Origin of the sequence: uncultured Senegalimassilia sp. (assembly GCF_902464545.1) — a bacterium.
Classification (GTDB): Bacteria; Actinomycetota; Coriobacteriia; order Coriobacteriales; family Eggerthellaceae; genus Senegalimassilia.
Genome location: NZ_CABQJR010000003.1, coordinates 75,569 through 87,849, shown reverse-complemented (window position 1 = coordinate 87,849; position 12,281 = coordinate 75,569). Strand labels below are relative to the sequence as shown.

Annotated in this window: 9 protein-coding genes; 1 reads left to right on the top strand and 8 read right to left on the bottom strand. The window is 65.5% G+C overall.

The genetic code is table 11. The features are described 5' to 3' along the window. Positions 1-369 (bottom strand): hypothetical protein, encoded by a 369-nt coding sequence (locus tag RDW26_RS01580; protein ID WP_303868747.1) that lies wholly within the window; start codon positions 367-369, stop codon positions 1-3. A gap of 410 nt (positions 370-779) precedes the next feature. Between RDW26_RS01580 and RDW26_RS01575 the strand changes: the two genes are divergently transcribed. Continuing rightward, positions 780-1,784: an SGNH/GDSL hydrolase family protein gene (locus RDW26_RS01575; protein WP_307982238.1), complete on the top strand. Its 1,005-nt coding sequence runs from the start codon at positions 780-782 to the stop codon at positions 1,782-1,784. A 535-nt stretch (positions 1,785-2,319) separates the two neighbouring features. Here the strand turns inward: RDW26_RS01575 and yhbY are convergent. The 7 genes from yhbY to RDW26_RS01540 all read right to left on the bottom strand — a co-directional run bounded on the left by yhbY (position 2,320) and on the right by RDW26_RS01540 (position 11,991). Then, on the bottom strand, positions 2,320-2,622 hold the full coding sequence (yhbY, locus tag RDW26_RS01570; protein ID WP_042432390.1) for a ribosome assembly RNA-binding protein YhbY: 303 nt from the start codon (positions 2,620-2,622) through the stop codon (positions 2,320-2,322). A 91-nt stretch (positions 2,623-2,713) separates the two neighbouring features. Next, a complete protein-coding gene (locus tag RDW26_RS01565) occupies positions 2,714-4,105 on the bottom strand; it encodes an MFS transporter (RefSeq protein WP_307982237.1) in 1,392 nt (463 codons plus the stop codon). A 601-nt stretch (positions 4,106-4,706) separates the two neighbouring features. Then, positions 4,707-5,636 carry a 4Fe-4S binding protein gene (locus tag RDW26_RS01560; protein WP_307982236.1) on the bottom strand — a complete coding sequence of 310 codons (930 nt, stop codon included), beginning with the start codon at positions 5,634-5,636 and terminating at the stop codon, positions 4,707-4,709. A gap of 10 nt (positions 5,637-5,646) precedes the next feature. Further along, entirely contained in the window at positions 5,647-6,381 is a 735-nt protein-coding gene (locus tag RDW26_RS01555) for a 4Fe-4S dicluster domain-containing protein (RefSeq protein WP_307982235.1), read from the bottom strand. Positions 6,382-6,598: 217 nt separating this feature from the next. After that, positions 6,599-7,516 (bottom strand): DmsC/YnfH family molybdoenzyme membrane anchor subunit, encoded by a 918-nt coding sequence (locus RDW26_RS01550; RefSeq protein ID WP_307982234.1) that lies wholly within the window; start codon positions 7,514-7,516, stop codon positions 6,599-6,601. A gap of 4 nt (positions 7,517-7,520) precedes the next feature. Next, positions 7,521-8,180 carry a 4Fe-4S dicluster domain-containing protein gene (locus RDW26_RS01545; RefSeq protein ID WP_307982233.1) on the bottom strand — a complete coding sequence of 220 codons (660 nt, stop codon included), beginning with the start codon at positions 8,178-8,180 and terminating at the stop codon, positions 7,521-7,523. 19 nt (positions 8,181-8,199) lie between these two features. Beyond that, entirely contained in the window at positions 8,200-11,991 is a 3,792-nt protein-coding gene (locus tag RDW26_RS01540) for a molybdopterin dinucleotide binding domain-containing protein (protein ID WP_307982232.1), read from the bottom strand. Positions 11,992-12,281 lie beyond the last annotated feature (290 nt).

Below are 12,281 nucleotides of genomic sequence, written 5' to 3'. Positions count from 1 at the left end.
CTAGATCACCCCCCGCGAGGAGAATCGCGCGGCGCGGGCGATGGCCGCGAGGTCCGGGCCGTCGGCCGGCAGGTCGCCGTGCTCGAAGGCACCGTCGACCAGCGCCGAGGGCGCTTCATCGGCGACATCGGATGTGCCGCCGGATACGGGTTCGGAGAGGGAATCGACGAACTCCACGGCGTTATCCCAGGCCGCTTCATCCTCCGCCGCCACGATGCCCGTGAGAAACGACGCGTCGCCGTTCTCGATGAGCTTGTCGTACATGCGGTTGATGGCCTGGGAGGCCGTGAGGCCCTCCCGCTGCAGCACAAGGCCGCCGCGGCGCTTCTTGCCGGGCGCCATGCGGCCGGTGACCATTGCCTCGCCCATTGCAACCTCCGATCGTCCCGCTTCGCTGCACGGGGAAACGGGGGACGGCCGCTTGGCCGGCCATTGTTTCCCGCAGCGTTTACCAGCGTTACGCCGGGCTCCGCCGGCGCAACTTGTGTGAGTGCGTGGTTCGTATTATTGTACAACGTTTTACGTACAACGTCAAGGGGACAGTCTGCGGCGTTCATTGCTTTCACACAAGTTTTTATGCGGTTTACCTGGGGTTATTCTGATAGCGAAGACGGCATGGGCGAAAGGCCGGAGGAGCCAGCCCAAGATTCAAGCCTACACCTACATAGACTGTTAACAGACCGCATGCAAGGTTTTGCTACCATGTGCTACTGGACGAAAACTGCCCGACGCACGGCGCCAGGGCCCAAAAACGGATGACACAAGGAAGGCGGTCGGGCATGCCCGCGAAAACGTTCTCCATCATGGGCGATTCCATCAGCACCTTCGAGGGGTGCGTGCCCGATGGCTACACGCTGTTCTATAACGACGAGCACTTGGAGCGATCCGGCGTGCTGCGCCCCGAGGATACCTGGTGGTCGCACGCGGTGCGCGCGCTCGGCGGCACCGTACTTGCCGATAGCGCCTGGTCAGGCAGCATGGTCGAAGGCGCGGGCTTCCCCGCCGCCAGCAGCCCCGAACGCGCAGCGGCCCTGCTGGGCCCCGACGGCCAGGTGCCCGATGCGGTGCTCGTGTTCATCGGCATCAACGACTACGGCTGGGGCGGCGCCGAGGCGCAGGCCGCCGGCCACAGCCACGCCATGCCGCGCTGCATCGACCCGGCAACCGTTCCCGAGCAGGTGGCCGGCGCCGCGCCCGCCGACGCCGTAGAGCGTTTCGGCGCGGCATATCGCACCATGCTGCGCAACATCCGCACTGCCGCCCCTAAAGCCGCGGTGTATTGCATCACGCTGCTGCCTGGGCGCACGAATGGCGTCGACCACCCCGAATTCTGCTACCGTCTGCGCGGTCATCACCTGGACGAATACAACGCCGCCATCCGCGAGGCTGCTGCGACCGAAGGCTGCCGCGTCGCCAACGTGCGAGCGTTCGGTCGCGACTACGACTCGCTCGAAGGCACGCACCCCACGAATCTGGGCATGCGCCAGTTCGCCAGCATGGTAGTGCGCGCAATGCAGCTGGCAGATGCGGCGGAAGCGAGCTCGGCGAGCGCGAACGGGGGACGGAGGTGCGTTCGCGATGTGGGGGACGCGGACGTGGCGGAAGCGGATGCGGCGGAAGGCGTCACCGTCGGGGCGCAGCCCGATGCCGACAATCCCGCACTTGACCTGCGGGATTTCTGCGGCGCGCCCGAGAGCGCGCAACTCTGCGATGCGCCCACCTGCATCGGCTGCCCCCACGCCGCCAACACCGGCAACCAATGGCTCTGCAGGTGCCTGAAGTAGGCAGCCGCACTCCCGACGACGCGCATATCGCGGGCATATCGGGTAGGACGCGCTAAAGAATCTCGCAACTAGCGTCCAAGCAAAGTTCTGGGCGGTTTCGCAGGCTGCAGAACGGGGCGCCGACAATACGGATACTCCTGACCTGGGGTTATGATGCGACCACCGGTGAGAATCGCAGCGAAGGGCCGGGAAAACCGCCCAGAACTTCGGAGGGGACGTCAAATTCGGGCCCGTTTTCCTGCGAAACAATCCAGAAGTTAGGGTGTGCGGCATCCGAGAGGGGTGTGCGGCGCCTGAGATGGAGGCGAGCGACGGGAAACCGCCCAGAACATGGGGGTGTACGACATCCGAGAGAGGGATGCGCGGCAGGAAACCGCCCAGAACCGGGAGGACCAGTGAGCCCGGTGCGGCGTGGCTGCGCCACCCTCCCCTGAACGCAATCGGGCCCCGGCGTTTGCCGGGGCCCGATTTGCTTCACGCGGCCTAGAGCCGCGCAACTATGCTGGAAAGCTTGCTCGCCTGCTCGCTTGCTTACTTACTTGACCAGCTGGATCTTCTCGATGTCGTCGCGGGTGGTCTCGCGGTAGAGCACCACGCGCTTGCCGATGACCTGCACCAGCTCGGCCTCGGCCTGATCGGCGATCTCGCGGCCGGCCTCGGCGGCCTGGCTGCCCGTTTCGCACAGCACGCTGACCTTGATGAGCTCGTGGGCCTCAAGACCCTCGTTGACCTGCTTGAGGATGTTGGCGGTGACGCCTTCCTTGCCGACGATGACGGTGGGCTTCAAGTTGTTCGCCATGCTGCGCAGCTGACGGACCTGCTTGCCGGTGATAGCCATGGGTTGCGCTCGTTTCTCTTCGTGTGTTAACGCTAAAGCGGCGCGCCCGTGAAGGCGCGCCGCAGATTCGCTTACGTCTATTTTACATGCTTCACGCGCGTTTCGCCTCGCGTTTCACCGCAGCACGCGAATAAACCAGCGCGAGTGCACAACCTGCCGCGGCGATGCACGCCGCCACCACCATGGCAACCGAGAAGCCTTGCGCGGTCGCAAGCGCCTCATTGGCGCCCGCCGCCAAGGCGCCCGCCTGGGCGGTAGACATGATACCCGTGTACAGCGAAGGGCCGATGCAGGCCGCGATCTGCACGAACGTGGTGGAGATGGCCACCCCGAACGGGTTCATCTCCTGAGGCAGGGTGCGCAGGCCCGCCGTCTGCGAGGGCGAGAAGATGAAGCCGGTGCCGCCCATGATCAGCAACGCCGCGACGAACGCCGCCGGCAACGACTGCGCAGGGGCCAACACGGCGATCACGATAAAGCCCACGGTGATGACGGCGAAACCAGCCGGGAGCAGCGGCCACTCGCCGCGCGCATCCATGATGCGGCCGCCCAAAAGCGTGGTGCCCGCGTTCGCCAGCACCGGGACCAGCATCAGCAGGCCGGCCGCGAACGCCGTCAGGCCCGTGCCGCCTTCCAGGTACAGCGGCAGCAGCACGCTTACGCTGAAGCTGCCCATCATGGCGATGGTGGTCAGCACCACCGACGGCCAGAACGCGCGGCTCTTCATAGGCGTCAGGTCGATGAGCGGATGCTCGCAGCGCAGCTGGCGCAGCACGAACAGCGCCGCCGTGACCGCCGCCGCCGCAAGCGACCCGACCGCAAGCGCAACGTCGATGGTCAGCTCGACGAGTCCCAGGCTCAGCGCGCAGAGGAACGCCGCCGAGAGCACCGTAGACGGAATGTCCAGGTGAGCAGGGGAGAAGCCCATGTTCTTGACGGCGAACAACGCCACCAGGGCAAACACTGCCATAGCGGCAAGGGGCAACGCGAACACGCTATGCCAGCCGAACGAGGTGACCAGCGCGCCGCACACCGTCGGGGCCAAGGCGGGGCCGAACGTGATCACGCAGCCGCCGATGGCAAGGAACGTCCCCAGCTTGTGCTTCGGCGCAACCACCAGCACCGTGTTCATCATGAGCGGGATGAAGATGCCCGAGCCCGCCGCCTGCACCAAGCGCGCCGCCATGAGCAGCTCGAAGCTTGTAGCGAACAGCCCCATCACCGAGCCGACCAGCGTAAACGCCGCCGCGGCGAAGTACAGAGGGCGCAGCTTGAAGCGGCGGTACATGAACGCCATGCACATGACCACGATGGTCGCCACGATCATATAGCCCGTGACCAGCCATTGCGCCGCAACCGAATCGACACCGTACTCGCCCATGATGGACATGAGCGCCATGTTCACCAGATTCTCGTTGAATCCTGCCAAAAACGCGCTGGCGTATAGAACGACCAGCAGCATGACCAGCGATTTCCCCTGCATTCCGCATCCTTTCGCACTCGTTGACCGGACAATCGACGCAAAGGGCGTAAGACGCAGCCGGCGCTGACCGCTTGCGCGGGAAGCGGGCTGCGAAGGCGGGCGGCGGCAAACGAAACCCCGCCCGGAGCGCGCGCAAAACCCAAAGGCCCGCGTCGGGCAAACCCCTGCATATCGATTGTGTTCTGGAACCCCCGGCAAACTGGCGCGTGCGGCGCGGAAGCGCGAATGCACGGCTTGGGCACGCTTACCCGTGGTACGCAACGTATTCTAGCCACATCCCCGCTTCGCCGCGGGCTTTCCCCACAAAGAAAACCGCCCCGGCGCCAGCGAGGACCCGGGGCGGATGGCGCGCGGCGGAGCGGGGGCTCCAAACACGCAGCCAGACAAAACCGCCCCGGGCCGATGGGGAGAGTCCGGGGCGGATGGCGCGTACCGGGAAAGGGGACCCGAAACGCGGCCTACGAGAACCGCCCCGGGCCGATGGGGCCCGGGGCGGATATCGCCGCATGTTAGAGGGGAGGGAGCGCCCAACACGCGGCGATCGGCAGAGGGCCCCTTGGCGCGAAGAGGATGCACAAGGGGCGCTTGCCTTTCGGAATGGTTATCTCTCGTTCGGCGCCAGCTTCACTGCCTGGCCGCGCTTGGCGACCACCGGAATGGTGATGGCGTTGGCCGGGCACGCGTCCACGCAGGCGTTGCAGCGCGTGCAGTCCGCCAGCGTGCGCTCGCCGTAGTCCGGATGGCGCAGGTTGATGTCGGCCTCGCACACCATGGTGCAGCGGCTGCACGGCGTGCCCTTCGACGTCTCCAGGCACTTCGCGTCATCGATGACGGGCTTGAACGTGCGGCTGAAGCGGCCCATCAGGTTCATAAGGCCGGCCATGGGGCAGAAGCGCGTGCACCATTTGCGCAGGAACACCAGCTCGATGATCAGCATCAACGGGATGAGGACCACGGCCACGGTCATGTCCGCATTGGCGAACAGGCGCCAGAACACCAGCACGGTGGCGAAGGTCAGGCCGATGGGGCAAACCAGGCAAAACACCGGGAAGCCGAAGGTGGCCGTGGACAGCAGCGCGCCGCCGAGCACGTAATGGCGCGAATCCAGCTTGGCGCGCTGCTGCTTGCAGGCGCTGCAGCTCTCGCAGCCGCCCTTCACGCCGCAGCCCAGCTCGAACTTGGCGATATCAAGCGCCTCGTCGCGTTTCGCCTGCTCAAGCTCGCGGCGCTTCTTCGGCGAACGGAAGAACGCGCGCAGCTTGCCCAGCACGGGTACGGGGCAGATCCAGCCGCAGAATGCGCGGCCGAACAGGAACACGAGCAGCGCCATGATGATGATGCTGAACACGGCGCGCGGGACCAGGGTCTTAGTGGCCAGCATGGTGGTGATCGCGCCAAGCGGGCACAACGCGCTGAACGAGCCCGGGCCGAAACCGGACAACGTACCCATGTTGATGCCCGCGATCAGGCACACAGCCAGGATGCAGAACACGGCGGCCGCCACGATGGTGCGGATCTTGCTCAATTTCATGACAACCCCCTTACAGCGAGGACGCAGGACGGACGACGATGGCGCGCTCGGTGGCTCCCGCGACGATGGAGCCTTGCTGCAGCGACACGCACACGCTCTCGCAGGCGCCGCAGCCGACGCACTTGTCCTCGATCACGTACGGGCGCGGGCTGTAGCCGTTGCCATCGAGCTGAATGGCGTCGTACCCGGCATCGAGGCAGGCGTCGAAGCAGAAATGGCAACCCGTGTCGCGGAACGCCAGGCACGTCTTGGGATCGATCTCGGCCAGGCCGATGATGGTGTTGTTCGCATCGGCGCCGGCGGGAAGCTGCAGTGCCTCGGTGGGGCACGATGCCACGCACAGCGGCACCCCGCCGTTCTCCTCGGCGCAGAAGTCGCAGTAATCGGCGCTGAAGTCCAGCTGCGGGCTGCGCATCCCCAGAAGGCCGTCCTCGATCTTGGCCGGCTTGATGACGTGACGCGGGCACGCCTCGTAGCATTTCTCGCAGCGGATGCAGGCGCTGACCAAGTGCGCCTCGTCCTGACCTCCCGGCGGACGGTTCAGCGGCACGTGGCCGGCATAGCGCAGGGCGCCCAAACCAAGCAGCGCAGCCGTGCTGCCAACGCCGATGAGCAGCGAGCGGCGCGAAACGCTCATCGGCTCCTTCGCCCTCTTCGCAGCAGGCTGCGCGGGCGCCGCATCGATCGCAGCGCCGACATCCTTCGCCACGGCGGGCTGCGCGCCCTCCTTCTTCTCTTCGCTCATGAAGACCCCTCTCCGTGTCTTTCCGTTTCCTCTTCCTATGCGTGAAAGCCCCGGTCGGGGCTTTGCGAAAACGCGTATATGAGGGGGCTTCCGTTGCCGAAAGCGGGGCGTTCAGGTAAGCCCCCTCCAACACGCCTTTTCAGCTTGCGAGCTGGCGTTTTCCCGCCAACTCGCCCGCAAGGCCGGCCGACCAGAACCGGCCTTGCGCCTTCGTTTCCTAGAACAGGGCGAAGATGTGCATCGCCGCCGAGTACAGGAGCACGCGCCAGATGATGCCGCCGATGATGCAGCACACGCCTGCACCGCCGGCGTAGATGGCCAGCTGCTGGCCTTCCTTCGCCTTGCCGAACCACAGGATGGCGGCCGGGGCGATGATGCCGACGATGATGGCGCCCAGCCAGAACATCACGGCGTTGGAGCCTGCCAGCAGGCTGCCGACGACGGCGGCGCGGTCGACCATGGGCACGTCGGGCAGCGTCGGGTCGAAGTAGAACGCGATGTCGGCTGAGTACGTGCCGGCGGAGCCGTTGATCATGATCGCGTACACCAGCACGACGACCAGCTGCGCCACGGCGCCGACCAGGGCGGTCTTGACCATGAAGTCGCGGGCCTCGACGTCGCCGGTGGCGCCGGCGATCACGAGCGCGGCCAGGCCGCCCATGAAGACCGTGTTCGTCAGGTAGTACACGATCAGGAGCGGGTTATCCCAGGTGGGCAGCGACGGCATCAGGTAGGAGTCGCCGGTGACCATGGGAAGCGCCAGGCCCACGACGATGGCCAGGACGCCGGCCCACTTCGGGGCGGTGCCGTCCTCGGAGCGGCGGGCGAACAGGAAGAACAGCACGATCGCGATGAACTCCACGACGCAGCCCCACAGCTCGAGGGTGATGCCGGACACGCCGTAACCGTTACCGGCGAGCAGCGCGCCGAACGCGTTGAAGATGCGCTCCCAATGCTGCAGGTGCATGAACACGCAGATACCGCCGATAACGAGCGTCGCCAGCGCGGCGATGAGCGCCACGTTCTGCATCTTCTTGCCCTTGCCGAGCACGGTGAGCAGGCCCTGTGCGCCCAAGATGCCGCCGGACAGACACAGGAAGAAGGTGAAGAGGATTAGAGGCCATTCCGGATTCATGAGTCTACTCCCTCCACTTTCGGCCCTCGCGGAGCAGGTACATCAGCTTGGGCTTGTTGCCTGCGTCCTTGAGATGATGGATATCGCTTTCCTTGTACGCCTCGACATAGTCCTTGAGCTTGACGCGGGTCTTGGTCATCTCGTCGTACTGGCAGCCGGGGCTGTCGGGGTGCGCCGGGCCCTCGAAGTTGTCGACGCCCTTGTCAAGGTCGCCGAAGAAGCGGGCGCGGGCGCCGCACTGGGCCACGCACTGCGGCAGCTCGCCTTGGCTGATGCGCTGCTCGCACATGGTGCACTTCTCGACGACGCGCTCCTCCTCGTTGAGGTAACGCACGCCGTACGGGCAGGCCAGGGCGCAGAAACGGCAGCCGATGCACTTGGACTTGTCGATCTGCACGGTGCCGTCCTCGCGGATGTGGGATGCGCCCGTCGGGCACACGCGCACGCACTCGGGGTTGGCGCAATGCTGGCACTGAACCGGAAGGAAGTACATCTCCACGTCCGGGAAATCGCCCGATCCGCCCTCGATGGGGTGCGGACCGATGCGCAGCGTCTTGATCCAGAAGTTGCCGACGTCGACGCCGTTGATCGCCTTGCAGGCGACCGTGCAGGCCAAGCAGCCGGTGCAACGGTTCAGGTCGGTGATGATCGCGTAATTTGCCATGGGTTGTTACCTCCTTTCCTTATTTGTAAGAGCCGAGCTTGTCGCTCAGCTGGCCTTTGTTGCTGTGCTGGCCGAGGGCGTCGTTTCCGCGCTCGCCCTTGGGCAGCTTGCCGGTGACCAGAGCCTCCGGGGACTGGATGGACGGGTTGCAGCCCTTCGCATCCATGTTGGCGAAGGTCAGCTCCACCTTGGCGTCGGCCAGACGCGGGTCGTTGGACAGCCATTCCTTCAGACGCGGGTCGTTGGCGTTCGTGATGGCGGGGTTGCCCTTCGGATCGCACGGCACCGGGTTCTTGAACGGGGAGTTCTCCGGCGTGGCCTTGTAGATCAGCGCGGGGATGCCGCGCAGCTGCGAGGCGCCGCACACCCAGCACTGAGCGTACTTGTCCATGCAGCAGTTGATGCCGACCAGCTCGAAGCCGTGGCTTGCGGTGTCCATCTCGGGGTACCACCAGGCATGGTTGGCGTTGATGGTGCCTTCCTTGATGCCGTAGTACAGGTCGGCGACCTCGCGGACCGCGCCCCACGGGGTGCGGATCCACACCCAGTCGCCCTGCTCGACGCCCATACGCGCGGCGTCCTTCGGGTTGATCTCGACGCGCGGGGACGGCCACAGCTCGCGGCACCAGGGCAGCTGACGGTGCTCGGAGTGGAAATACACGGGCTGGCGGGAACCAGTGGTCATGATGAACGCGTGGTCGTCGCCGTACTTCTGCAGGTTCTCCTTGTACTCCTCCATCAGATGATCGCCCTTGTAGTTGTCATTGATGTAGGAGTCCGTCGTGGCGATCTGGTCCGCCTGGTCCTTGTGATAGTAGCGCGGAGCCTCGACCTTGGAGTTCTTCGGCTCGAACCAGTGCGGGAACTTGTCGATGTCGGGGATCTTCCCGTCATAGGCGGCACGGTCCGGGCTGCAGCTCTCCGCGAACGTCTTGGTGGTGTCCGGGATGTAGGTCTCGGCGATGGTGGACCACACCTCGACCTTGGCGGTCGGGGTCATGAAGCCGCACTTCTCGTCGACGGCAGCGTACAGGTTGTAGCCGCCCTGCTGACGACGGTAGCCCATCTCCCAGCGACGATACGTGCCCCAACGCTCGGGGTGCCACTTGCGGCAGTCGAACCAGCCCTCTTCCTGGAACTTCGCGGCGTACTCGGGGAAGTCCGGGCCGGCCACGTCATTGATGGCCTGCGCGGGCTTTTCGGCGGCAGCGTAGCTCGGGAAGGCCGGGATGACCTGCTCGGGCTTGCTCTCCTTGTCCTTGAACTCCTCGATGCGCCACCAGTCGGTAGCGTCCTTGAGCACGCGGTACTCCTGCTGCTCATAGGTGATGCTGCCGCCCATCTGCACGAACTCGTTGTAGTCCAGGTTGTTCCAGCCGTCGTAGTTCAGGTCGCGGTCGTTCCAGATCACGGCGCTGCGGTCGGCAGGGATGTCGGCGCGGGTTGGATGCTCCTTGCCCGAGACCGCCTTCGCCATACCCAGGTACAGGCAGATGACGGCGACCGGGTCGTAGATGCAGTCGCCCATCGGCTCGACGGCGCGCTGACCTGCGCCGAAGATGCCGCCGGCGCCCTGGGACACGCGGCCGGTGTTGACCTCGAGCCAGTGCAGGACGGGGATGACGATGTCGGCGCAGCCGTTGTTCGGGCAGCTCCACAGGTTGAAGTCCAGCCAGAAGTCCAGGCGGGTCAGGGCCTCCCAGGCCTCAAGCAGGTTGGACTCGTTCATGAAGTCGCCGGACATGCACACACCGCCGTGGATCTGATACGGGGTGTCGATGCCGTTGATGGAGTCCCAGATGGTCGCGGAGTCGGCCCAGCGGTTCCAGTAGCGAAGCAGCGGGAAGCGCTCTGCGGAGATCTGCTTGGCGTTGCTGTCGAAGCTGGTCTTCAGGCCCGGCCACGTGCGGGAGCTCTTGTAGGCGCCGCCCTTGCGCTCGGCGATCCAGCGAGCCTCCTCGGCGGAGGGCACGTGGTTGCCGTAGCGCTCGGCCAGCGGGGACTTCACGTCGATGAGGTGCTGCACGAAGTTCTGGATCAGCGGCACCTGGTCGTCGATGGACAGGTCGCGCGGGGTGTCGCCCAGCTCCATGGAGCCGACGCCGTCGCGGATACCCCAGTCCTGCGGGGCATGGTCGGTGACCTTCATGTTCGCGCGGCCGCAGCAGCCGTCGACCTCGGCCTTGGAGGAGCCGCGGTTGCCGGCGGGCTCGTCGGAGTTGCCGGTGATGCAGGCGATCAGCTGCAGGGCGCGGGAGTTCTGCACCGCGTGGCCCGTCTGGTCGGGAGCCAGCTGGTAGTGGATGCCGCCGTTGCCATGCAGGGGGTTCAGGCGCGTGGTGTAGATCTTCACGGCCTCGACGATCTTCTCGGCGGGGACCTCGGTCACGCTCTCGCAGTACTCGGGCGTGTACTCGGACAGGCTGTCGGAGAAGGCCTCCCAAACGGTGCCGGCCTTGATGGTGGTGCCGTTCTTCAGCTTGATGTCCACACCGCCGGGGAACAGCGCGGGGTTCTTCGGCAGGCCCATGGGGTTGGACTTCTTGCCGCCCTCGTTGCCCTCGTTCCAATACGCGTCGTAGGACGGGTCGGCCGGGTCGGCGAAGTGCGACGGGTCGGGCAGCCACGCATCGGCGATGATCGGCTTGTACGGATGCTCGATCCAGGTGCCGGTCGTCGGGATCTTATGCTTCTCGCCTTCCCACTGGCAGGCCTCGGCGTCCCAGTAGGTGGGCTTGTTGTTGTTCTCATCCCAGCAGATGAAGCGGCGATAGCTGTACTTCTCGTCCGCCGGCTCCCACCACTGGCTGATCCACTCGCGGTCGACGTCGGCCTCGGTCAGGATACGGGATTCCATATCCACGCCGCCGTTCATCTCCTGGAACCAGCCCTTCTTCGTGCGGCCGTCCTTCTCGGGGTTCCACAGGAACGGGGCGTTGGTCCAACGGCGGACGAACAGGTCGTCGTAGGCCTCGTTGTCCAGGATCCACTTGAGCCAGGTCAGGGAAAGGCACAGGTCGGTACCGACGCGCAGCGGCAGCCACAGGTCGGCTTCCTTTCCCAGCGGCGTCATGCGCGGGTCCACCAATATATGCTTGTAAGCGCGCTGCGAGCAGTCCACGACCGTACGGTTCGTGGAGTCGTAGTTGGAGTACTCGGCGGCGGTGCCCCACTGCACGTACACCAACGGACCCTGCTCGACTTCCATCCAGGGCGAGCCGATCTCGTCGGTCAGGATGCCGGCGAAGTGGCGCGGGCCCTTGCAGATCTCGTACGCCAGGTGGGCGTTCGGGGTCGGGAAGATGGACTTCAGCGTGCCGTACGGGGGCTGCGCCCACACGCGGGACGTGCCGCCCATGGCGAAGTTGGCCTCTCCGCCGTACTTCTCCACGATCTCGTTGAGCTTGGCTCCGGCCTCGTCGAACGCATCGGCCAGGGAAATGCGGACCCAACCGGGATCGTCCTCGCCCTTGGGGTTCGTGCGCTTCAGGCAGTAGCGCAGACGATCGGGGTGGTACAGTGCGAGCATCGACGACTGAGACTTCGCGCAGCAGTGGCCGCGGCTGTGAGCGTTGGACTCATCGCCCTCGACCTTGATCACCTTGTTGTCCTGAACGGTGACCCATGTGCCGCACTCGACTTTGCCGCACGCACGGCAGCACGAGCGGATGCGCTTCACTTCGCCGGCCGTCGGGTCGGCGCCCTCGGCCAGAGCCGCGGACGGCGCTGCCGCGAACCCTACGGTCGCGGCGGCACCCGCCATAGCGGACGCCTTCAGGAAGCTGCGGCGAGTCAAAGATAGTTTCGCCATATGCCCCTCCTCTCCTTTTCTGATTCGTTTCTCCTTCGTCTCCCGCATTGGGAACGCGGCGCCGTGCCGGCACCCTGCCTCCGCCTGCAAGGGGGAAGGGAGGGAGGAGGTGGCGGCCGGGCCGGATGCGGCTACGGCGCAGCGTTCCCAATGCGATGACCCGATGGTACGGCGGCGGGCCGGACGGGAATCATAAGGGTGGGATGTATGAGCGCGCGCATATCATCCTTGCGGGATGATTTTGCGCTGAACTGGGCATTTATACTTCGATTAGCGAAGAGGACGCAGGC